The following is a 21,594-nucleotide window of genomic DNA, read 5'->3' as shown; positions in this document are numbered from 1 at the left end:
GCTCAGGCGGCGGTGATCGGCTGACCCGAGCCGGCGCGGACGACCCGGCTGGCCCGGACGGCGTGGGCCAGCCCCCTCTCCAGGTGCGGCATGAGCACCGGGTGGCGCCGCCGGTGGCCGAACACCACCAGCGTCTGCAGGAACAGGTCGTCGCGGGTCATCCCCGAGCCGGCCCGGCACAGCGCCACCATCGCGTTGCCGATCTCCTCCGGCGCCACGTGCTCCAGCGGGCGCTCGACACCGCGGCCGTGCCGGCGGAAGCCGGTCCAGGTCTCCGGATCCAGCTCCGCCGGCCAGAGGAACGGCGCGGACGGGTCGGGCAGCAGCGCCAGGATCGACTCGATCCGCGTGGCGTTCACCCGCGGGATGCCGAAGGCGGACGCCGTCAGCGCCGCCAGCCGGTCGCGGTGGATCGGCCCCTCCGCGGCGATCCCGGCCGCGAGCACCCGGCGCACCAGGCGCGCGGTCTCCGGGTCGTCGAGCTGCCGCAGCAGCCGCGGCTCGCCGGCCTCCGCCGGCGTCCAGGGCCGGAACGGCTGCTCGTCGGCCAGCCGCGCGGGCGGCACCGCCGGACGGGCCGGCACCCGCCGCGGCGCCTCCGGCACCGGCGGCTCGTCGACCTCCTCCGGCTCCGCCTCGGCGACCGGCTCGGCCGCCGGCACCAGCGGCGGAGGGAGACCGGCGCCGGCCGCGGCGGAGACCAGCCGGTCCAGCACGACGGTCCGGTCGGCCAGCCACTCCGGCAGCCACACCCGCTCGACCGCCGGCCACCCGCGGGCGGCCAGCAGTCCGGCCGGCACCGCGACCCGGTCGACCACCGGCGAGCGCTGCGCCCACGCCGCCCCGTCGAGCAGCACGGCCAGCACCGGCCGCTCCGGGGCGGCAGCACGGGCGACGGTCAGGTCCAGCCGGAAGCCGGACAGCCCGACGTCCGTGCGCACCACGAACCCGTGGCTCCGCAGCGCCGCGGCCACGTCCTCGCGATGCGGGTCCGGCGGCGGCGCCGACCGGCCGTCCTGCGGCACGGCGTCCGGGCCCTGCGCCGCGACGTCGAGGTAGGCGCGCAGCTGCCGGACGCCGAGGGCCGAGGTCTCCGCCGGCCGCAGCAGCGCCGGCGGGAACGAGGCGTACACGACGACCTGCCGGCGGGCGCGGGTGACCGCGGCGATGAGCCGCCGCTCGCCGCCGGCCCGACCCAGCGGACCGAGGTCCAGCGGCAGGCGGCCGCGCGCGTCCGGCGCGCAGGCCAGGGAGAGCAGCACGAGGTCCCGGTGCTCGCCGGACACCGTCTCCACGTCCCGCACGAGCAGGGCGCCGGCGTCCAGCGCCGCGACCACCCGGTCGTCACCGGACCCGCGCAGCAGTTGCTCCACCAGCCGCCGCTGCGGTGGGTGCAGCGTCACCACGGCGATCGACGGATCGGCGGCCGGCGCGGCCGCGAACCGCCGTAGCACCTCACCGGCCACCGCCCGCGCCTCGACGTCGTTGGTGTGCCGCTCCGCGCCCGCCCGGGCGAACGCGCCGGCCACGCGCACCAGCGACACCTCCGGTCCGCCGGGCGCCGGGCACGCGGAGAGCCGGTTGCCGTAGGCCACCGCGTCGGCGAACGCGGACACCCCGTCGGTCGCCCGGTGCTGCCAGCCGAGCTCGCGGTGCGGCACGCCGGCCTGCAGGCAGGCGGTGAGCAGGTCCTCACCCGGGCGGGCGCCGGGCGGCGGCAGCTGACGGCGGTCCCCGACGACCACCGCGGCCGTGGCGCGGCCGAGCGCGCCCAGCGCGTCCGCGACCCGCAGCCGGGACGCCTCGAGCACCACGATGAGGTCGAACGCGCCCGCGGTCGGCGGGAGGGACCGGGCCACCGTGTCGGGCGTGGCCAGCACGCAGGGGGTCAGCGCGGCGGCCCCCGGGTCGGTGAGCAGCCCGCGGACGTCCGGGGCGTCGAGCGGCAGCTCCTCGGGGAGGGTGCGGGCGGCGAGCGCCCGGGCCGCCAGCCCGGCCGTCACCTCCGCGCGGGCCTCCGCCGACGCGGCGAGGAACCGGCGGACCGCCTTCTCCTGGTCACGCGCGTCGGCGGCGGACAGCCCGGTGGCCGCGCGGCGCTCGGCGAAGGACGCCTGGGCGAACCCGCGGTCGAACGCGGCGACGGCGTCCCGGGCCGGCACCGCGCCGGACAGCAGGGCCTCGCGCACCCCGGACAGCCCGGCGGCGTCGAGCAGGTGCAGGTGCCGCAGCAGGTCCAGCCAGCGGGCCAGCGAGGGCAGGCCGAACTCGTCGATCGCGCGCCCGGGCTGGGTGGACTCCCACAGCGCGGGCAGACCGCCGTCCCCGGCCCACTCCTGCAGCCGCTCCGCTGACGTGGCGCAGGCGGCGGGGAGGGCGGTCAGCGCGGCGCGCAGCGCGCGCACCCGGCCGGCCCGGACCCGGTCGGCGACCGGAGCGGTGTCGAGGAAGCGGCGCAGGTGCGGGAGGAACGCCGGCGCGGTGGTCAGCGCGGCGCGGAGCCGCCGCAGGTGGGCGACCTGGCGGTCGAGCAGGTGGGGGTCGGTGAGCGGGTTCCAGTTCCAGGGCACCAGCAGCCCAGGGACGGCGGCGGCGCGGGCGGCCAGGTCCCGGACGGCGTCGTGCACCTCGAGCAGCTGCTCGGTCAGCTCGGGCACGGCCGGGGGCTCCACCACGGCGTCGGGCCGCAGCGTCGGAGCCAGCTCGGCGAGGACGGCGGCCAGTCGCCGGCCGCGGCCGATCCGGCCCGACGCGGCCGCCTCCTGCGCGTCCGCGGCGATGCGCACCAGCGGCAGGTCGAGGACCCGCGGGTCGGCGACGTCCAGCCCCGGGTGCTCGACCGCGGTGAGGTCGGCGACCTCGGCGAGCAGCTCCTCGACCTCGTCGTCCCAGCCCGGCGCGCAGGTCTCGTCGAGCGCGGGCAGCGGAACGGCCGGGCCGTCGAGGACCTCGGCCACCGCCTCGAGGTCCTCCGGCGTCCGGGCAGCGGCGACGACCCGGGCGAGCGGACCGGCCGGCGGCAGGGCGGCGAGTGCTCGGTCGACGGCGACGACGGCCGCCTGCACCGCCACCGGGTCGGCGTCCGCGGAGTCGAGGAACCCCCACGGGTGCCCGGCCCGGGGCCGGGTCCGCGCCGCCACCTCGGGCAGCCCGGCCAGCAGCCGGCGGACGGCCGCGGTGGTGCGAGCCGAGGCGTGGGAGACGAACTCCGGGGGCACCGCCAGGGCAGGCGGGCCGTCGGTCGCGGACAGCAGGCCGGCGTGCGCCGAGTACGCCGACATCCCCGCCGCGTTGGGCGCGTGCAGCCGCTCGGTGTAGGCAGCGATGCGCCGCCGGAGGTGCCGTAGCTCGTCCCGTCGCGCGGCCCCCGGGCTTGACCCCGGAAAAGCCCTCGGGCTTGATCCCGGAAAAGCCCCCGGGCTTGATCCCGAAAAAGCCCGGCGCAGGTGCGCGCGCACCGCCGTCGGCTGCCCGGCGGCGCCGTGCAGCGCGAGGGTGAGCGGGCCCAGCCCCGCGGCGTCCAGGCGCTGGGCCAGGACGTCGAGCGCCGGGGGCTGCGGGCCGACGACGAGCACCCGCCGGCCGCCGGACACCGCGGCCGCCACCAGGTTCGCGACCGTCTGGGTCTTGCCGGTCCCCGCCGCCCCCTCGAGTACGAACGAGCGCCCGGCGGCCGCGTCGGCGACCGCCCGCAGCTGGGTGCCGTCCGCGGGCAGCGGCAGCGCGGCGGCCAGCTCGTCGAGGTCAGTCTCTGGAGCCGGGTCGGGCTCGGAGAACGGCTGGCCGGGGCGCAGCAGCACCGGCACCAGCGGGTTGCGCAGCGCCGCGGCACCCAGCCGGTCGGCGTCCTCCCGCACGCGGAACGCGGCCGCCGGCAGCAGGGTGAGCTCGGCGGTCGCCTCCACCCGGAACGGCAGCCCCTGCTGGGCCAAGGCCTGGCGCAGCACCGGGGTGAGGTCGGCGGCGTCCTCCGGGACGGCGACGCCGTGCCGCCGGCGGAGCTCGGAGAGCAGGCAGCCGTTCGGCGTGACGGTGCCCGCCGGGTCGGCGGCGATCCGCCACGAGCCCGGGCTCACCCCGGGCGCGAGGACGACGGGCACCAGGACCAGCGGCGAGCGGGCCGGCCGGCCGTCGACCTCCCAGGCCAGCGAGCCCAGTGCCAGGCACAGGTCGTTGGCGCCGCGCACCTCGACCACCCGGCGGGCCCGCTCGGCCAGCTCACCGAGCCGGACGGCGTAGTCGTCGGACGGGACCTCGGTGTACAGCCCGGCGTGCTCGATCAGCAGCTCACCGAGCTGGTGCGGAGGCAGGTCGCGCGCCGCGCGGATGCCCCGGCGGCGCGCGCCGGCCCCCAGCTGGTCGGCGGGCAGCAGGGTCAGCGCGGCGCCCGCGCCGAGCTGGTCGGCGATGGCGGCCAGCCGGCCCGGAGGGACGGTGAGGGGGAGGGGCCCCTCCTCTCCGCCGCGGAGGTCGAGGTCGAGCAGCGCGGCCGTCGGCCCCGCCGCCCGCCGCCGCCGGTCGCGCGCCGCCCGCCGGGTCGCGCCGAGCCGCCCGTCCTCCCCGGGCAGCGGGACGACGCCGTCCAGCCGGGCCCGGTGGACGTCGGTGACGCCGACCAGCCGGTGCAGGTCCCCGGTCAGCCAGGTGGCGGCCGCGGTGCGGTGCAGGTCGCCGAACGTCGCCGGCTCCGCGCCGACCCGCAGCAGCGCGGTCTCCACCAGCTGGACCAGCCCGCGCTCGACCAGCTCGGCCAGGCCGGTGACGTCGGTGACCGCGGCGCCGTCGGCGCGGTGCGGCACCCGCCAGTAGCCGAGGAAGCCGTGCGGCCGGTCGGCGGCCACCCACAGCAGCGGACGCAGCCCGGCGTGCTCGAACGCGGCGGCGAGGGTCACGGCCACGTCGAGGGTGGTGCCGGCGCGCTCCTCCAGCACTTCGGCGGGGGTGCGCACCCGCTGCGGCACGTCCCGCCAGTCCGCGGTCACCGGTCGCGGCCGGATCCCGCGGCGGCGCATCCCCTCCACGATCGCGGCGGCGGTCTCGTCGGCACGCAGCGGATCGGCGGTGCGCGAGCGCAGCAGGTCGGTGGCGGCGCCGACCAGGCCGGCGACCGCGGGGTCGTCGGGCAGCACGTGCGCCGCGAGCAGCTCCAGGGCCAGCGGGGGAGGGGAGGCCAGCCACTGCCCGGCGGCCAGCACCCGCACGGACGTGGTGGCGCTGCCGAGCACCGCGCCGTCCGCCTCGACCTGCACGGTGAGCGAGGCCGGGCCGGGCTCGGCGATCGCGGCCAGCCGGGCCGGGTCCAGCAGCAGGGGGATGTCGGTGAGCACCGTGGTCCGGCCGACGAGCAGGTCGGCGGTCAGCTCGACGGGCCGGGCGAGGTCGCCGTCCGCCGTCCCCACGGTGACCGTGACCCGCGCGGCCCGCACCGGGTCGCCGTCCGTGGTCAGCCGCAGGCCGGCCACGACGGGGATCCCGGCGCGGGCGAGCGCCTCGCTGAGGACGGGAACGGCGTCGGCCTGGATCGAGATGCCGCCCTCCGCTCCGGTCCCGGAGCGCTGCGGGCAGGGGAAGGTGCCCATGGGAGGTGTCTACCGCCGGGGAGGCGTCCGGTCGGGGAACCCCGCCGCACTGTGACCAGTGAGGTGGGGTCGAGTCCGTCCGGACGGCGCCGGATGCGGCCGGCGCCGTCCGGACGGGGTCTCAGGCGGACGCCAGGGCGGCGTCCCGCTCCAGGGCCCGGACCGCGAGCTCGGCGTGCAGCAGCGCGCCGTCCCCGAGCACGCTGTCGCTGAACTCCGCCCGCGGGCTGTGGTTGTTCGGCGCGGTCTCGTGGTCCTCGCCGGGCGCCGCGCCCAGGAACAGGTAGGCGCCGGGCACCTCGGCCAGCACCCGGGAGAAGTCCTCCGACCCGGCCTGCGGGTACGCCTGCGGCGCGTACCGGTCGGCGCCGAAGACCTCCAGCGCCACGTCGGCGGCGAACGCGGCGTGGTCGGGGGCGTTCACCGTCACCGGGTACTCCTCGACGTACTCCGCGTCGACCTCGAGCCCGTAGGCGGCGGCCACCGACTCGCACAGCTGCACCGACGCCGTCCGCATCCGCTCCCGCGCCTCCGCGGAGAACGACCGCACGGTCGCCGAGAACTCCGCCTGGTCCGGGATGATGTTCCGCTTGGTGCCGGCGTGGAACGTGCCGACGGTGAGCACGACCGGGTCGAACACGTTGAACCGGCGGGTCACCATCGTCTGCAGGTCGCCCACCAGCTGCGCGGCCACCGTGATCGGGTCGCGGGCCAGGTGCGGGGCCGACCCGTGCCCGCCGGACCCGCGCACGGTCACCCGCAGCTCGTCACTGGCGGCCATGAGCGTGCCCGGGCGGGTGGTGAACTGCCCGCGCGGCGTCGCCGAGGACATGACGTGCATGCCGTACGCCGAGCTCACCCGGGAACCGGCGGCGTCGAGCACGCCCTCGCGCAGCATGTAGCCGGCGCCGTCCCAGCCCTCCTCGCCCGGCTGGAACATGAAGACGACGTCGCCGGCCAGCGACTCGCGGTGGGCGGCCAGTAGCCGGGCCGCGCCGACCAGCATCGCGGTGTGCAGGTCGTGCCCGCAGGCGTGCATCACGCCGTCGACCTCGCTGCTGTAGTCCAGCCCGGTCTCCTCCTGCACCGGCAGGGCGTCCATGTCCCCGCGCAGCAGCACCGCGGGGCCGGGCCGGGCCCCTCGCAGCACCGCGGTGACCGAGGACAGCTCGGTCCCGGTGCTTACCTCCAGGCCGAGGCCGTCGAGCGCGGCGAGCACGGTCTCCTGCGTCCTGGGCAGGTGCAGCCCGATCTCGGGACGGCGGTGCAGCTGGTGCCGGAGCTGCCGGAGCTCGTCGGACATCGCCTGCGCATCGGAACGCAGGGCCTCGGACCGGGTCATGGAGCCTCCTCGTACGGGTGGTGCGGAGGCTATGACTCCCGACGGATCTGCGGGAGGATTCGCAGGAATCCGTCACGAGAGGCCCCCGCGATGTCCGAACTGGTTGCCCTGGACGAAGACGACCTGGCCCTCGTGGAGGCGCTGCAGCGTGATCCGCGCGCGCCGTGGACGGAGGTCGCCGAGGTCGTGGGCACCAACGCCGTCACCGCGTCCCGGCGCTGGGAGCGGCTGCGGGCGGCCGGCGCGGCGTGGATCATCGGTGCCCCCGGTCCGCACTCGTACCACGCGCAGGTCCTGGCCTACGTCGAGGTCACGTGCACGCCGAGTGAGAAGACCCGGGTCGCCCAGGAGCTCGCCGGCGACGCGCACGCCCTCTCGGTGGACATCACCGCGGGCGGCCGCGACCTGCTGATGACCGTCGCGGCCGTCGACCTGCCCACGCTGGCCCGCTACCTGCTCGAACGCCTGGACCGGGTGCCCGGCGTCACCGGCTCGCGGGTCCGCGTCGCCACCCGGCTGTTCGCCGAGGGGAGCCTGTGGCGCCTCGGCGTCCTGCCTGCCGGTACCGGCAACGGTGACGGCAGCGCGACCGGGGCGGTGCTCCCGGCGCCCCGGCCGGTCGTCCTGGACGGCGTCGACCGCGAGCTGATGGCCCGGCTGGGCGTGGACGGCCGCGCCTCCTACGCGTCGCTGGCGCAGGCCACCGGGATCAGCCAGCCCACCGCCCGCCGCCGGGTCGACCGGCTCATCTCCTCCGGTGCCGTGCTGCTGCGCACCGAGGTCGCCGCTCCGCTGGCCGGCTGGCCGGTCACGGTGGTGCTGTCCGCGAACGCGCCGGCCGGCCGGCTGGACGAGGCGGCCGCCCGGTGCGGCCGGATGCGCCAGGTCCGGCTGTCGGCCACGCTGGCGGGGACCCCCAGCCTGCTCGTGACCGCCTGGCTGACCTCGCTGGACCAGGTGCACCGCTTCGAGCAGGACCTCGTGCACCAGGTGCCCGACGCCGAGGTGGTCGACCGGCTGGTGGTGCTCCGCCCGGTCAAGCGCATGGGCCACCTGCTCGACGTCAGTGGCCGGACGACCGGCGCGGTGCGGATGGAGGTCTGGAACGACCCGGTTCCGCCGGAACCGACGTCTGAACGCTCGGTTAATCGCATGTAGCGGACAGTCACGACTCACCGTCGTGATCGGAGTGTCACCTCACGGCCGTATTTCTGGCTTAGGTTTCACGCACAGATCGGTCGAGGAGGCGCGGTTCGTGAGCAATCCCGTTCTCTCCGTCCGGGGTCTGACGACGGAATTCGTCACCCCAGGCGGTGTGGTCAAGGCCGTGAACGACGTGAGCTGGGACCTCTACCCCGGCGAGACGCTCGGTGTGGTCGGGGAGTCGGGGTCGGGCAAGAGCGTCACCGCGATGTCGATCCTGGGCCTGGTGCCGAGCCCGCCGGGGCGCATCGTGGCCGGCGAGATCCTCCTCGAGGACCGCGACCTGCTGAAGATGTCGGCCAAGGAGCTGCGGAAGCTGCGCGGCAGCGACATCGGGATGATCTTCCAGGACCCGATGACCAGCCTGAACCCGGTGCTGACGGTGGGCGCCCAGATCAGCGAGGCGCTGCGGCTGCACGACCGCACGCTCAGCCGGGCGGAGGCGCGCACCCGGACGATCGAGCTGCTCGCGATGGTCGGCGTCCCCAACCCCGAGGGGCGCTTCGACCAGTACCCCCACGAGCACTCGGGCGGGATGCGCCAGCGGGCGATGATCGCCATGGCGATCGCCAACGACCCGAAGGTGCTCATCGCCGACGAGCCGACCACCGCGCTCGACGTGACGATCCAGGCGCAGGTGCTCGAGGTGCTGCGCACGGCGCAGGAGCGCACCAACGCGGCCACCATCCTCATCACCCACGACCTCGGCGTCATCGCCGAGCACGCCGACCGGGTCGTGGTGATGTACGGCGGCAAGGTCGTCGAGGTCGCCGACGTCCGGTCGATCTTCTCCGCCCCCCGGCACCCCTACACGCTCGGCCTGATGAGCAGCCTGCCGCGGCTGGACGTCGACCTGGAGCGGCTCGACCCCATCCCCGGCTCGCCGCCCAACCTGGTCGACCTGCCGGAGGGCTGCTCCTTCCGGCCGCGCTGCCGGGTGACCCGGGGTCGCGAGATCTGCCGCACCACGGTGCCGCCGCTCTACGACACCGGCGAGGGCAAGGCCGCGGCCTGCCACTTCTCCGAGGAGGTCCCCGCAGAGATGGTCACGGTCTCCCGTGAGATGGGCGCGCGACTCGGGAGCGGGTCGTGACCGCCGTGGAGAGCGCCGACCTGCACGCGCGCGCGGCGGCGGGCACCGAGATCCTCCGCGTGGAGGACCTCAAGACCCACTTCCCGATCCGTGGCGGGGTGACCCGCCGGCAGATCGGCACCGTCTACGCGGTGGACGGCGTGAGCTTCACCGTCGCGGCCGGGGAGACCCTCGGCCTGGTGGGGGAGAGCGGCTGCGGGAAGACCACCGCCGGCCGGACGCTGGTCAAGCTGCAGGAACCCACCGCCGGCAAGGTCTGGTTCAAGGGCGCCGAGATCACCGGCTACGGCCGGGCCCAGATGAAGGCCGTCCGGCGGGAGATGCAGTTCGTCTTCCAGGACCCCTACACGTCGCTGAACCCGCGGATGACCGTCCGGAGCATCATCAACGAGCCGCTGCAGATCCACGGGCTGCTCTCCGGCTCGGCGCTCAAGGCCCGGGTCGACGAGCTGCTGCAGGCGGTCGGGCTCACCCCGGAGCAGGCCGGGCGCTATCCGCACGAGTTCTCCGGCGGCCAGCGGCAGCGCATCGGCATCGCCCGGGCGCTCGCGCTCAACCCTCAGGTGCTGGTGCTCGACGAACCGGTCTCCGCCCTCGACGTCTCTATCCAGGCACAGGTGGTCAACCTGCTGCAGGAGCTGCAGGCCGAGTTCGGGCTGTCCTACGTCTTCATCGCCCACGACCTCTCGGTGGTCCGGCACATCTCCGACCGGGTCGCGGTGATGTACCTCGGGAAGATCGTCGAGATCGGCACCCGGGCCGACATCTACAGCCGGCCCACGCACCCCTACACGCAGGCCCTGCTCTCGGCCGTGCCGATCCCCGACCCGACCCGGCGCGGCAGCCGGGAGCGGATCGTGCTCACCGGCGACGTCCCCAGCCCGGCCAACCCGCCGTCCGGCTGCAACTTCCGCACCCGCTGCTTCAAGGCCCAGGCGATCTGCGCGGAGCAGGAGCCCGAACTGATCGACCGGGAGGGGCACGGGCACCCCAGCGCCTGCCACTTCCCGGAGGTACGCGCCGTCGTCCCCTGACGGCCGCATGCGTTCCCCAGCACGGCCCACCGACCCCTGTTGTGCACCATCTCGTCCAGCGCAGGAGCCCTGATCATGTCCACAGCACGACGTCGCACCACCCGGATGAGGTCCTTCGCCGCCGCGGCGGCGGTCGGGATCCTGCTGTCCGCCTGCTCCGTGAGCGACCCCGAGGCGCCGGCCTCGGACAGCGGTGAGGGCGGCGGCGGCACCTTCAACATCGCCGTGGGCATCGACCCGGACACCTTCGACCCGGCCGGCCAGACCACGACCACCGTGCAGAACATGGTCGACTACGTCGTCGAGACCCTGGTGACCGTCGATGAGGAGGGCACGGTCAGCGGGAAGCTCGCCGAGACCTTCGAGGTCTCCGAGGACGGCCTGACGGTGACCCTCGGGCTGAAGGAGGGCGTGCAGTTCCAGGACGGGACGCCGTTCAACGCCGAGGCCGTGAAGTTCAACCTGGAGCGGATCAAGGACCCGAACCTGACCGTGCCGCTGGGCGCGCCGTTCGAGGTCATCGAGTCGGTCACCGCGGTCGACGAGAGCACCGTGGAGATCAAGCTGTTGCGGCCCTCACCGGGCTTCCTCAGCGCCCTGTCGGTGACGACGGCGGCGATGATCGCGCCCGGCTCGGTCACCGCCGAGGGCAACACCAACGACAACTACCAGAACCCGGTCGGCACCGGCCCGTACACGTTCGAGAGCTACACCGCCGGTGAGAGCGTGACCGTGCAGAAGTACGCCGACTACTGGGGCGAGGAGCCCCACTACGACACCGTCAACTTCCGGGTCGTGCCGGAGGCGGCCACCCGGGAGAGCCTGCTGCTCGCCGGCCAGGTCGACATGATCATCCTGCCGCCGGTGTCGGACCTCGAGGCGCTGCAGAACAACAGCGACGTCGAGGTGATCCTCGGCGAGAGCGACCGCAGCATCTTCATCGCCCTGGACACCCTGGACCCGCTGTGGTCCAACCCGGTGGCGCGCCAGGCGCTGAACTACGCCGTCGACAAGCAGACCATCGTCGACAGCGTGCTGTTCGGCGCCGCCGAGGTGATGAACGGGCCGATGGCCTCCAGCCTGTTCGGCTACTGCGAGACCGGCTCCTACGACTACGACCCGGACCGGGCCCGGCAGCTGCTCGCCGAGGCCGGCGCGGAGGGCGCCAGCATCGACCTGCTGACCCCCAGCGGCCGGTACGTCCAGGACCAGCAGGCCGCCGAGGCCATCGCCGGCTACCTGCGCGAGGTGGGCCTCACGGTGAACGTCACCACCAGCGACTTCCCCTCGTTCCTGTCGCGGGTGAACGCCCCGCACTCGGAGAACACCGTGGACGCGCACCTGCTCGGCTGGGCGCCGCCCTACCTCGACGCCGACTTCCAGATGCAGATGTTCCGCCAGGCGAACCACCCGCCGGCGGGCCTGGGGACGGCGTTCTACACGAACCCGCAGGTCGAGGAGCTGCTCGCGCGGGCGGACGTGGAGACCGACCGGGACACCCGGGAGCAGCTGTACTGCGACGCGTCGCAGGTCATCTGGGACGAGGCGCCCTGGATCTTCCTGTGGACGCAGTCCTTCCCGGTCGTCCACTCAGCCGACGTGACGGGCATCGACACCACGCCGACCGAGAAGTTCGACGCCATCTACGCCCGGCCGGCCAACTGACCCACTGGCCCTGGCGGTCGCCCCTGCCCTGGGGCAGGGGCGGCCGCCACCCCCCGGCGGAGGAGGAACTGAACGGATGGACACCCCATGAAGGGCACGGCCGCGCACATCGTGCGCACCCTGCTGCTGTCGCTGATCACCCTCTTCGGGGTATCGGTGCTGATCTTCCTGATGCTGCGGGTGCTGCCCGGTGACCCCGCGCGGGTGCTGGCCGGGCTCAACGCCAGCGAGGACCAGGTCGCCCGGCTGCGCGACGAGCTGGGGCTGGACGACTCGCTGCTGTCGCAGTACTGGTCCTTCATCTCCGGGGTGGTCACCGGCGATCTCGGCACCTCGGCGCGTACCTCGCGGCCGGTGGCCACCGAGATCGCCGTCCGGCTGCCCGCGACGCTGATCCTGGCCGTCGTCGCCACCGTCATCGGCTCGATCATCGGGGTGACGGCCGGCGTCATCGCCGCCGTCCGGCGCAACTCGATCGTCGACCACGTGATCTCCAGCGTGGCGATGATGGGCGTCTCCATGCCGGTCTACTGGCTGGGGCTGCTGCTCATCCTGCTGTTCGCCGTGACCCTTGGCTGGCTGCCCGCGGCCGGCAGCGGGGAGCCGCTGAGCATCGTGCTGCCGGCGGTGACGCTGGCGGCGTTCTCCACCGCCCTGGTCTCCCGGATGACCCGGGCCAGCATGCTCGAGGTGCTCGGGCAGGACTACGTCCGTACGGCGCACGCCAAGGGCGCCCCACCGCAGACCGTCGTGGTCAAGCACGCCCTGCGCAACGCCTTCATCCCGATCCTGACCGTGATCAGCCTGCAGTTCGGCGCGCTGCTCGGCGGTGCCGTGCTCACCGAGACCGTCTTCGGATGGCCGGGCATCGGGCGGCTGATGGTCGACTCGATCGGCGCCCGAGACTTCGCCGTCGTCCAGGGGCTCGTCCTGGTCTACGCGACGTTCTTCATCCTCCTCAACGTGATCGTCGACGTCCTCTACGTCGTCGTCGACCCGCGGATCCGGTACTGACATGGCGGAGGGACCCCGATGAGAGCCTGGCGGCGCTTCCGTCACCACACCCCGGCGATGATCGGCCTGGGCATCATCGTCACGTTCGTCCTGCTGGCCGCCCTGGCGCCGGTCATCTCGCCCTACGACCCCAACGACCAGGACCTCGCCGCGGCGATCCAGGGCCCGTCGGGCTCGCACTGGCTGGGCACCGACCAGCTGGGTCGGGACATCGCCACGCGGCTCATGTACGGCGCGCGGATCTCGCTGATGATCGGTGTGCTGGCCGTGGCGATCGGCCTGGTGATCGGTGTGCCGCTGGGCATGATCGCGGGCTACTACGGCGGCTGGGCGGACCTCGCGATCTCGCGGCTGGCCGACATGATGTTCGCCTTCACCAGCATCCTGCTGGCGCTCACCCTGGTCGCCGTCCTCGGCGTCAGCCTGCAGAACGTCATCGTCGCGGTCGGGATCAGCGTGATCCCGGTGATCATCCGGCTGGTGCGCTCCTCGGTGCTCAGCCTGCGCGAGGAGCCCTACGTCGAGGCGGCGCGGGCGCTGGGCGCGGGCAACGGCCGGATCATCGTCCGGCACGTGTTCCGCAACTCGCTGACCCCGGTGCTGGTGCACGGCACGCTGAGCATCGGGGTGAGCATCCTGCTCGCCGCGGGCCTGGGCTTCCTCGGCCTCGGCGTCCAGTCACCCACCGCCGAGTGGGGGACGATGCTGGGGGAGGGGAGGCAGTTCATCTTCAGCGCGCCGCACCTGACCACGTTCCCCGGGATCGCGATCTTCCTGGCCATCCTCGCCTTCAACCTGCTCGGGGACGGGCTGCGGGACGCGCTCGACCCGCGGATGCGCACCGTGGACAGGCCGGCCGCGTGACCGGAGCGGCACTGGTCGGTCTCGACGACGTCCGCGCCGCCGCCGACCGGCTGGCCGGCCGCCTGCACCGCACCCCGGTGCTGCGGTCGGCCAGCCTGGGCCGGCTGTGGGGGGACGTGCGGCTGGACCTCAAGGCCGAGCTCTTCCAGCGGACCGGCAGCTTCAAGCCCCGCGGCATGCTCAACAAGGTGCTCCCCCTGCCCGCGGAGGAGCGCGCCCGGGGCATCGTCACGCTCTCGGCGGGCAACGCCGGGGCGGCGGTCGCCTACGCCGCGGCCAGCGTCGGGGTGCCGGGCACGGTGGTCATGCCGGCGACGGCGGTGCCGGCGAAGGTCGAGGCCTGCCGGGCGTACGGCGCGGACGTCGTCCTCACCGACGGCGACCTGGTGGAGACCTACCTGTCCGTCGTCGCCGAGACCGGCCGGATCCCCGTGCACCCCTTCGACGACCCCGCGGTCGTCGCCGGCGCAGGCACCGTCGGCCTGGAGATCGCCGAGGACGTGCCCGACGCCGACGTGGTGCTCGTGCCGGTCGGCGGTGGCGGGCTGATCAGCGGCGTCGCCGCGGCCCTCGCCCGGGTCGCGCCGGGCGCCCGGGTGATCGGCGTCGAGCCGGAGACCGCCGACGTGATGACCCGCAGCCTGGCCGCTGGCGGCCCGGTGCGGATGCCCGAGGCGCGCAGCGTCGCCGACGGGCTGGCCCCGCCGATGAGCGGCGAGGTCACCGTGGCCCACGTGCAGGCCTTCGTCGAGCGCGTGGTGCGGGTGTCCGACGCGGACATCCTGGCCGCGCTGGCGCTGGCGGTGACGCGCACGAAGCTCCTGCTCGAGCCCTCGGCCGCCGCACCGCTGGCCGCTCTCATGACCGGCGTGCTGGAGCTGCCGCCCGGCACGCGCGTCGTCTCCGTCCTCAGCGGCGGCAACGTCGACCTGGCGCTGTTCGGGCGCCTCGCCAACCCCTGACCGGAAGGGCCCATGACCACCTCCAGCTTCCTGCTCCGCAACGTCACGCTCGTCGACGGCACGGGCGCCGAGCCCGTCCCCGGTCAGGCGGTGGTCGTCGAGGGGCGCCGCATCGCCTGGATCGGACCGGACGGCGAGGCGCCCAGCACCGCCGCCGAGGCCGTGGTCGACGGCGGCGGGCGCACCGTGCTGCCCGGGCTGATCAACTGCCACGTACACCTGACCGCCGACGGCGCACCCGACCTGTTCGCCCAAGTCGCGGGGGACACCGTCCCGCTGGCCACGCTGCGCGCGGCCGACGGCGCCCGGATCACGCTGATGTCCGGCGTGACGACGGTGCGCGACTGCGGCGCGGCCGACGACATCGTGATCGAACTGGCCAAGGCGATCGACCGCGGGCTGGTGCCCGGGCCGCGGGTGCAGGCCGCCGGCCGGGTGATCACCATGACCGGCGGGCACGGGCACTTCATCGGCCGGGAGGCCGACGGGCCCGACGAGGTGCGCAAGGCCACCCGCGCCGAGATCAAGGCCGGCGCCGGGGTGATCAAGGTGATGGCCACCGGTGGCGTGCTGACCCCGGGGGTGTCGCCGACGCAGACCGCGCTGCTGCCCGAGGAGCTCGCCGTCGTCGCCCAGGAGGCGCACAACTCCGGCCGGCGGGTGACCACCCACGCGATCGGCCGGGCCGGCATCCACAACGCGCTGCTCGCCGGGATCGACTCGGTCGAGCACGGCTTCTACTTCGACGACGAGCTGCTGGACCTGGCCATCGACCAGGGCACCTTCCTGGTGCCCACGATGCTGGCCGTCGACGGGATCATCCGGAACGGGCGGGCCGCCGGCATCCCCGGCTGGGTGGTGGACAAGGCCGAGTCGGAGGCGCAGCAGCAGCGCACCAGCTTCGCCGCGGCCGTCACCTCCGGCCTGCGGATCGCCGCGGGCACCGACGCCGGGACGCCGTTCAACGGGCACGGCGACATCGCGCGGGAGCTGGCGCTGATGGTCGAGCACGGGCTGACCGCGATGCAGACGTTGGTCGCCGCCACGTCCAGCGCCGCGCGGAACCTCGGCCTGGCCCACGAGATCGGCACCCTGGAGGTGGGCAAGCTCGCCGACCTAGTCGTGGTCGACGGAGACCCGGTGGCCGACATCACGGCGACCGAGCGGGTGTCGCTGGTGGTCAAGGACGGCGTCGTCCAGCGCAACGAGCTGGCCGAGACCGGCGCCGCGGTCCCCACCGCCGCATGACCCGCGCGGTCGGAGTCGACGAGCGGCTGCTGGGCACCTACGTCGAGGAGCTCGGCCGGATAGGCGAGGCGCCCGGCCACGGCCTCTTCCGGTTCCAGTACGACGCCGCCTGGCAGCAGGCCCGCGACCAGCTGCTGCAGTGGATCGGCGAGGCCGGGCTGGAGGCCCGGGTCGACGCGGTCGGGAACGTCTTCGGGCGGTTGCCCGGGCGGTCGGACCGGGTCGTGCTCACCGGTTCGCACGTGGACACGGTTCCCTCGGGCGGCCGGTACGACGGCGCCCTCGGCGTTGTCGGGGGCCTGGCCGCGCTCGCCGCGCTGCGCGAGCACGGCACGCCGGAGCGCACCCTCGAGGTCGTCGCGCTGTGCGAGGAGGAGAGCAGCCGGTTCACCGGCAATTTCTTCGGCACCCGGGCGATGCTCGGGCTCATCGAGCCCGACGAGCCGGACCGGCTGGTGGACGCCGACGGCATCACCCTCGCCGAGGCGATGCGGCAGGTCGGGCTGGACCCCGCGGCCATCGCCACGGCACGGCGGTCGGACCTGGACGCGTTCCTCGAGCTGCACATCGAGCAGGGCCGGGTGCTCGCCGACGAGCGCGTGGACGTGGGCCTGGTCGAGGTGATCCCCGCGATCACCTGGCAGACCGTCACCGTGCGCGGCCAGCAGGACCACGCCGGCGCGACTCCCATGGACCTGCGGCGGGACGCGTTCCAGGCCGCGGCCGAGATGGCCCGGCGGATCACCCGGCTGGTCGAGGGGGAGGGGCGTCCCGCCGTCCTCACCACCGGGCGGTGGGAGGTGGAGCCGGGCCTGCCGAGCATCGTCCCCGGCCTGGCCCGGTTCTCCGTGGACCTGCGGCACCCCGACGAGCAGGTGCGCGACCGGCTGCTGGCCGAGGTCGACCGGACCTGCGCCGAGGTCGCCGGGCAGCACCGGGTGCAGGTGGAGGTCGTCCGCGACAAGCACGAGGAGGCGGCGACGATGGACGCCGGCCTGCTGGCGGTGCTGCGGGACGCGGTGGACAGCTGCGGGGTGAGCTCGCGGTCGATGCCCAGCGGCGCCGGGCACGACAGCCAGCTCATGGCCACCCGGGTGCCGACGGCGATGCTGTTCGTGCCCAGCGTGGAGGGCCGCTCGCACAGCCCCGCGGAGTTCACCGAGCTCGCCGACTGCGTCCGGGGGGCGTCGGTGCTCGCCACCGCCCTGCACCGGCTCGCCTTCGACCCGGGGACCTGATCGCCGCGGCGCCCGTCGCGTGCCCCGGGCACGGGCGGGCGCTGTGGCACAGTCGAGGGGACTGCTGGACGGCCACCCCGCGGCCGCCGCGGTCGCGCGGGGAGCGCGGTCGGAGCCGACCGTCGTCCGGCGACCACGTCGTGGTGCCCCCGCGCCACGGACCCCCCGACCCACCAGAGCGAGGCATGCAGCGATGAGCACGGACAGCACCACCCCGACCGGCGCGACCCCGGTTCCCGACACCGCCGCGCCGGAGGCCCCGGCCGCGGAGCAGCCCGACGCCGCCGAGCAGCCTGCCGCCGAGCAGCCCGCGGCCGGCACGACGACCGGCGCGATCGGCGACGGGTCCCCGGCCGGCGAGGACGCCGAGCAGGGCTGGGTCGCCCGGCACAGCGCGACCCTGATCACCCTGATGGTGGCGGTCATCGTCGCCGCCGCGGCGATCACCGGACTGACCCTCTACCGGCACGGCGTCGACGAGGCCAACGCCGACACCGAGGCCGCCTTCGCCGAGATGGTGTCCGGCCAGGGCGCGGCGCTGGAGACGGTCGAGTGCGACGGCGGCACCTGCGCCGCGGTCATCAACGGCGCGGCCTACACCGTCCTGGTGCAGGAGGACGACAACGGCGAGCAGCACTTCGGCGTCACCGACTTCGTCGGCGACTGACCTGCCCTGCCGGCCGCGGTTTCCGCGGTGCCGGCACCGGCTACCCCGGGACGGCGTTGCACTCCACCGGAGGTGAGGTCAGCGATGACCGAGGGCAACCTGACCGGCAGTCCCTACGAGGGCGCGAACCGGACACCGAACGACGACGAGCCGCTGCCGGGCGAGCGGCCGGCCGGAGACCGGGTCGGCCCGGCACCGGAGCCCCCGGTCGCGCAGCACGGCGGCATGGCCGATCAGCCCGGCGGTGTGTCCGAGCTGCCCGACCAGGGCCTCCCGGTCGACCCCGACTGAGTAGCCCTGTGTCAAGCCGCCGTCGCGTCCTCCTGGTCGAGGTATCGGCCGAGGGCGCCGTGGCGGTCGGGGTCATAGGGCGTGGCGTCTTGCCAGCAGCGCCAGAGCACGAACGTCCAGGCGCGGGCGAGGACGCGAATAGCGTGCGGGTGGCGCATGCCGCGGGCACGGGCGTAGAGGTCGGCGGCCCAGGGATTGGCATGACGGGAGTCATCGGCGAAGTCGGTCAGTGCCCGGCGCAGCTTGGTGTCGACCTTGTAGCGGAAGCCGACGGCGTGGTGTTTGCCGGAGGCGTCGGTGAACGGGCAGACCCCGGCCGCGGCCGCCAGCGTCTGCGGATCGGGATAGCGGCCGCGGGCGTCGCCGATCTCGGCCAGCAGGGCGGCGGCGCGGATCTGGCCGGCGCGGGGGAGGCTGGTGAAGATCGGTGCGTCCGGGTGCAGAGCGAGTGCTTCCTTGATGCGGCGGCTGAGCTCGGCGGCCTGGGCCTCGAGGGCGTCGATGCTGGCCAGCAGGGCCAGGGTGACGTGCCGGCGGGCGGCGGCCTCGGTGCCGGTGAGTCCGGCCGGGGCGGTGCGTAGCCGGTGGATGAAGACCGCGGCCGGGGTGCGCCCGCAGTAGCCCTCGGCGGCCAGCCAGGCCGCCATGCTGTCTTCGTCGAGCACGGCGGCCTCCGCGGCGGTGGGAAAGCGACGCAGAAACGCCCGGGCGATCGGGCTGTGCAGGTCGAAGAAGAGCCCGACCGCGCCGGGAAACGCCAGCTCGAGGGTGTGCCGCAGCTGGTTGACCAGCCCGACCCGGACCGCGACGAGGTCTTGGCGGGCCCGCACCAGCGCCCGCAGCCCGACCGTCGGCGCAGTGTCTCGAGTCAGATCGGTAAACCGGTGCCCGTCGGTGCGCATCGCATCGGCGAGGACGTAGGCGTCGAAGCGGTCGTCCTTGCCCGCCCGGCTGTAGCGGGAAAGTAGGTTCTTCACCTGCCGCGGTGGGACCACCGCCACCGCAGGCCCGCGGCCAGCAGGGCCTCGACCACCGGCCCGTCGGGGCGCTCGATACCGACCCGGATCACGCCCAGCTCGATCAGCCGACCGGTCAGCCGGGTCAGGCCGGTGCGGCTGTGGCTGACCGTGTGCCGCCACAGCACCGCCCCGGCGACGTCGATGACGCAGATGGCGTGGTCGATGCTGGCCCAGTCCACGCCGGCGAACAGCGGCCCTGTCGGGCCGGCGGTGGCGGTGGGATCGTGCATGTGTGCCTCCTGGCTGTTGCAGCAGCGGGAAGCACCCGGTGGTCTCGGGACGTGCACGCCGGTCGCTCACTGATCGGCGCTCATGGCGCTCAGCCCTGTTGCCGTCGGCACGTCCCGGGCCACCGGATCCTGCGGAACTCAGTCTGGCTGTGACCTCCAGCTAGCGGTCTTGGCAGTGATCCGGTGGGGACCCGGGGTGCGCCAGCGACCCTCTCAGTCAGTCACCGGCCCCGTCGAGGGTCCTCCAGTGAGCGGCCACCCGGCGCTGGCCGATCGCCAGGCTGACCGGCCGTCCGCGCTGACTGGTCGCCCGGTCAGCGGACCCGTTCCAGCGCGGCGGTGAAGCTGGCGTTCCACTCGTTGAGGTGCGGCCACCGTTCGCGGACGTACGCCGTCGCCTCGGCCGCGGACATGCCCCGGGTGCGGCGCAGCCAGGCGCGCAGCACCAGCCCGGTCCGGGACTGGCCGGCGAAGCAGTGCACCAGCACCGGCCTCCCCTCGGCCCGCAGCGCGTCGATGTCGTCGAGCACATCGGTCAGGACGGCGTCCAGCTCCGGGTTGGCGTCGTCGTCGGTGAGGTAGGCGAACCGCTGCAGGTCGTGCGGGAACCGGGTGCCGGTGCGGCACAGCGAGACGACGGCGAACTCCGTCGAGCTGCGCCGGGCGCCGGCCAGGTCAGCCGCCCAGACCCCGTCGGTGACCTGCCGCGGTTCGAGCCCCTCCAGCTCCACCGGCTCGTACGGCGGCGCGGCCGACCCGTCGAGCGCGGCGGCCAGGTGGTGCAGGTCGGCCAGCCACCAGACCCGGTCCCCGAAGCCGGGGATGCGCCCGTGCACCGCCGACGTCCAGCGGATCGGGATGCCGACGATGCCGTACACCGCGCCGGCCAGGCCACCGGCGACCGCGGCCACCGTGTCGGTGTCGCCGCCCAGGTCGATGACCAGGCGGAGGACCTCGGCGAAGTCCCGCCCGCGCCGCAGCGCCCAGACCGCCTGGCCGAGCGTCGGCCACACCGCGCCGTTGCTCTCGGTGGCCTGGTCGGGGGTCCAGTCGGGAGCCAGCACGGCCGCCCACCGGTCCTGGTGCTCGGGCCGGACGAGGTCGATCGCGGTCGGGACGGCGGCGAGCGGATCGCCGCCGTCCAGCGCGATCCGCACGAGCTCGTGGAAGACCGCGCACCCCTCACCGGCGGCCGGATCCCCGTGGGTGAGCGCGGACAGCCGGCGGGCGGCCTCGGCGGTGGCCGCCTGGCCTTCTCGGCTGAAGCGGATCGCCGCGGGGGTCGTGCGCATCAGTGAGCCGTTGCCGGCCGCGTGCCCACTGCGGGCGAAGTGCTCGGCGGCGGCGACGTCCCACGGCCGGCCGGAGCCGAGGACGGCGCGGGTCTGGTTGCCGATGTCCGGCGGACCGGCGCTCGCCCAGGTGCGGAACCGCGCGAAGACGTCCGCCTCGTCCAGCCCGCCGCACTCGATCAGCGACTGTGCGACCAGCAGGGCCATCTGGGTGTCGTCGGTGAACTCGCCCGGCTCCCAGCCCAGCGACCCCCCGCCGCACATCTCGGTCCGGGCGCCGCGGGCGTCGACGGGGAAGCGGGCGGTGAACCGGCCGGGCGGCCCGAACTCGAAGGGGGCGCCGAGCGCGTCCCCGACGGCGGAGCCGATCAGCGCGCCGGCGACCCGGTGCGAGCGGGGGATGAGCGCCGTCACGGGGACCTCCCGAGTGGTCGGGGACGAGGGGTCCCACTCTGCCAACGGGGTCCTACAGCCGCCTGCCAGCGGGCGAGTCCCGGGCGCCGGGGGTCCCCGTGCGGGGGCTGGGCGGGGCGTGTACTGTTCTTTCTGCACCGAGCGAGAACGGACCGGGCCTGGAAGGGTCTGGGAAACCGCCGGCCGAGCCCCTGTGGTGAGGCTGTTGCGGAGCCCGGTGTAGTGTGAGATCACCGCCGCGGATGATGACCGGAGCAGTTCGGTCGGGGTCCGCGCGCGTCCGCTCCTTGAGAACTCAACAGCGTGCCGAAAGTCAGTGCCATGTAACAATTCCCCCATCCGGGGTCCTTCTTTTTTGGGGGGATGTCGGTGGGTTCCTTTGGTTGATTGATATCGAGAGTGCCAATTCTCGGTTCTCGGCCATGGATTCAAGTTCATC

At 74.7% G+C, this 21,594-nt stretch carries 16 protein-coding genes; 11 read left to right on the top strand and 5 right to left on the bottom strand.

All coding sequences use genetic code 11. The features are described from left to right. Positions 1-2: 2 nt before the first annotated feature. Entirely contained in the window at positions 3-5,579 is a 5,577-nt protein-coding gene (locus tag HK417_RS21845) for a DUF4011 domain-containing protein (protein ID WP_222271837.1), read from the bottom strand. A gap of 121 nt (positions 5,580-5,700) precedes the next feature. Beyond that, positions 5,701-6,921, bottom strand: coding sequence for a M20 metallopeptidase family protein (locus HK417_RS21840; protein WP_222271835.1), 1,221 nt, complete (start codon positions 6,919-6,921; stop codon positions 5,701-5,703). A 90-nt stretch (positions 6,922-7,011) separates the two neighbouring features. Between HK417_RS21840 and HK417_RS21835 the strand changes: the two genes are divergently transcribed. The 11 genes from HK417_RS21835 to HK417_RS21785 all read left to right on the top strand — a co-directional run bounded on the left by HK417_RS21835 (position 7,012) and on the right by HK417_RS21785 (position 18,200). Beyond that, positions 7,012-8,079 (top strand): Lrp/AsnC family transcriptional regulator, encoded by a 1,068-nt coding sequence (locus HK417_RS21835; protein ID WP_222271833.1) that lies wholly within the window; start codon positions 7,012-7,014, stop codon positions 8,077-8,079. Positions 8,080-8,176: 97 nt separating this feature from the next. Further along, positions 8,177-9,217, top strand: a complete 1,041-nt coding sequence (locus HK417_RS21830) for an ABC transporter ATP-binding protein (protein ID WP_222271831.1) — start codon at positions 8,177-8,179, stop codon at positions 9,215-9,217. Further along, positions 9,214-10,251, top strand: coding sequence for an ABC transporter ATP-binding protein (locus tag HK417_RS21825; RefSeq protein WP_308123761.1), 1,038 nt, complete (start codon positions 9,214-9,216; stop codon positions 10,249-10,251). The genes HK417_RS21830 and HK417_RS21825 overlap by 4 nt, the downstream gene beginning before the upstream one ends. Positions 10,252-10,326: 75 nt before the next feature. After that, a complete protein-coding gene (locus tag HK417_RS21820; protein ID WP_222271829.1) occupies positions 10,327-11,916 on the top strand; it encodes an ABC transporter substrate-binding protein in 1,590 nt (529 codons plus the stop codon). Between the two features lie 87 nt (positions 11,917-12,003). Continuing rightward, on the top strand, positions 12,004-12,930 hold the full coding sequence (locus HK417_RS21815) for an ABC transporter permease (protein WP_222271827.1): 927 nt from the start codon (positions 12,004-12,006) through the stop codon (positions 12,928-12,930). Between the two features lie 18 nt (positions 12,931-12,948). Continuing rightward, positions 12,949-13,794: an ABC transporter permease gene (locus HK417_RS21810; protein WP_222271825.1), complete on the top strand. Its 846-nt coding sequence runs from the start codon at positions 12,949-12,951 to the stop codon at positions 13,792-13,794. Beyond that, entirely contained in the window at positions 13,791-14,756 is a 966-nt protein-coding gene (locus HK417_RS21805) for a pyridoxal-phosphate dependent enzyme (RefSeq protein WP_222271824.1), read from the top strand. Before HK417_RS21810 ends, HK417_RS21805 begins: the two co-directional genes overlap by 4 nt. A gap of 12 nt (positions 14,757-14,768) precedes the next feature. Next, positions 14,769-16,004, top strand: a complete 1,236-nt coding sequence (locus HK417_RS21800; RefSeq protein WP_222271822.1) for a metal-dependent hydrolase family protein — start codon at positions 14,769-14,771, stop codon at positions 16,002-16,004. After that, positions 16,001-17,242 carry a Zn-dependent hydrolase gene (locus tag HK417_RS21795; RefSeq protein ID WP_222271820.1) on the top strand — a complete coding sequence of 414 codons (1,242 nt, stop codon included), beginning with the start codon at positions 16,001-16,003 and terminating at the stop codon, positions 17,240-17,242. The genes HK417_RS21800 and HK417_RS21795 overlap by 4 nt, the downstream gene beginning before the upstream one ends. A 193-nt stretch (positions 17,243-17,435) precedes the next feature. Then, positions 17,436-17,909, top strand: coding sequence for a hypothetical protein (locus HK417_RS21790; protein WP_222271815.1), 474 nt, complete (start codon positions 17,436-17,438; stop codon positions 17,907-17,909). 84 nt (positions 17,910-17,993) lie between these two features. Next, positions 17,994-18,200 (top strand): hypothetical protein, encoded by a 207-nt coding sequence (locus HK417_RS21785; RefSeq protein ID WP_222271813.1) that lies wholly within the window; start codon positions 17,994-17,996, stop codon positions 18,198-18,200. 11 nt (positions 18,201-18,211) lie between these two features. On the opposite strand, the gene HK417_RS21780 is transcribed toward HK417_RS21785, so the two are convergent. The 3 genes from HK417_RS21780 to HK417_RS21770 all read right to left on the bottom strand — a co-directional run bounded on the left by HK417_RS21780 (position 18,212) and on the right by HK417_RS21770 (position 21,155). Further along, positions 18,212-19,195 (bottom strand): IS110 family transposase, encoded by a 984-nt coding sequence (locus HK417_RS21780; RefSeq protein ID WP_222271811.1) that lies wholly within the window; start codon positions 19,193-19,195, stop codon positions 18,212-18,214. Then, on the bottom strand, positions 19,174-19,449 hold the full coding sequence (locus tag HK417_RS21775) for an IS110 family transposase (RefSeq protein ID WP_222271809.1): 276 nt from the start codon (positions 19,447-19,449) through the stop codon (positions 19,174-19,176). Before HK417_RS21775 ends, HK417_RS21780 begins: the two co-directional genes overlap by 22 nt. Before the next feature lie 314 nt (positions 19,450-19,763). Continuing rightward, positions 19,764-21,155, bottom strand: a complete 1,392-nt coding sequence (locus HK417_RS21770) for an ADP-ribosylglycohydrolase family protein (protein ID WP_222271807.1) — start codon at positions 21,153-21,155, stop codon at positions 19,764-19,766. Positions 21,156-21,594: the final 439 nt, after the last annotated feature.

This window comes from Modestobacter marinus (assembly GCF_019799945.1).
GTDB classification, from domain to species: Bacteria; Actinomycetota; Actinomycetes; order Mycobacteriales; family Geodermatophilaceae; genus Modestobacter; species Modestobacter marinus_B.
Note: the sequence above shows the minus strand (reverse complement) of the source record. Positions and strands in the feature narration are given on the sequence as shown.

What these genes read in the sequence shown, in the direction of transcription:
- HK417_RS21785 (WP_222271813.1), top strand. Translation starts at nt 17,994, where the DNA reads ATGACCGAGGGCAACCTGACCGGCAGTCCCTACGAGGGCGCGAACCGG.
- HK417_RS21840 (WP_222271835.1), bottom strand. Translation starts at nt 6,921, where the DNA reads ATGACCCGGTCCGAGGCCCTGCGTTCCGATGCGCAGGCGATGTCCGAC.
- HK417_RS21835 (WP_222271833.1), top strand. Translation starts at nt 7,012, where the DNA reads ATGTCCGAACTGGTTGCCCTGGACGAAGACGACCTGGCCCTCGTGGAG.
- HK417_RS21810 (WP_222271825.1), top strand. Translation starts at nt 12,949, where the DNA reads ATGAGAGCCTGGCGGCGCTTCCGTCACCACACCCCGGCGATGATCGGC.
- HK417_RS21820 (WP_222271829.1), top strand. Translation starts at nt 10,327, where the DNA reads ATGTCCACAGCACGACGTCGCACCACCCGGATGAGGTCCTTCGCCGCC.
- HK417_RS21800 (WP_222271822.1), top strand. Translation starts at nt 14,769, where the DNA reads ATGACCACCTCCAGCTTCCTGCTCCGCAACGTCACGCTCGTCGACGGC.
- HK417_RS21815 (WP_222271827.1), top strand. Translation starts at nt 12,004, where the DNA reads ATGAAGGGCACGGCCGCGCACATCGTGCGCACCCTGCTGCTGTCGCTG.
- HK417_RS21775 (WP_222271809.1), bottom strand. Translation starts at nt 19,449, where the DNA reads ATGCACGATCCCACCGCCACCGCCGGCCCGACAGGGCCGCTGTTCGCC.
- HK417_RS21845 (WP_222271837.1), bottom strand. Translation starts at nt 5,579, where the DNA reads ATGGGCACCTTCCCCTGCCCGCAGCGCTCCGGGACCGGAGCGGAGGGC.
- HK417_RS21795 (WP_222271820.1), top strand. Translation starts at nt 16,001, where the DNA reads ATGACCCGCGCGGTCGGAGTCGACGAGCGGCTGCTGGGCACCTACGTC.
- HK417_RS21790 (WP_222271815.1), top strand. Translation starts at nt 17,436, where the DNA reads ATGAGCACGGACAGCACCACCCCGACCGGCGCGACCCCGGTTCCCGAC.